The organism is Haloferax sp. KTX1, from assembly GCF_902410085.1.
In the GTDB taxonomy this organism is placed as follows: domain Archaea; phylum Halobacteriota; class Halobacteria; order Halobacteriales; family Haloferacaceae; genus Haloferax; species Haloferax massiliensis.
The window spans coordinates 1-397 of record NZ_CABPRH010000325.1 but is presented as its reverse complement, the minus strand read 5'-3'; the positions used below and the strand labels follow the sequence as shown (position 1 = coordinate 397).

Here is a 397-nt window from a genome sequence, read left to right as displayed (position 1 = left end):
CTTTGGGACACCCCGGTAGCAACGACCCCCGTTCCTGTGGCGGAGGCTGTGTAAAAGGGAAAGCGCCAGAGGGAGCACAAAGGATTTAAAAACAGGCGGTCAGGTACGCTGTATGGGTGAGTTCGTACTCCAACTAGATGGGTTGGGCCTCCAGCAGATGGGCCTCGAATTCGGTGGTGGCGGCCTTATCGGCGGGATCATCGGGTTCGCCGCCAAGAAGGTCGCAAAGCTCATTGCCGTCATCATCGGCATCGAGCTGGCACTGTTCAAGTTCCTCGAGACGCGTGGCATCCTCCAGGTGAACTGGGACGCGATAGGCGGGGCCGCACAGAACGCGACCGGCACCGCCGGGAACGCGGCGTCGGCGCAACCGCCGTCCTGGGTCACGTCGCTGCTC

Annotated in this window: 1 protein-coding gene; it reads left to right on the top strand. The window is 62.2% G+C overall.

Annotated features, from left to right (window positions below; all coding sequences use genetic code 11):
- Positions 1-112: 112 nt before the first annotated feature.
- On the top strand, positions 113-397 hold a 285-nt coding region (locus FY251_RS22035), incomplete at its 3' end, for an FUN14 domain-containing protein (RefSeq protein ID WP_148417025.1).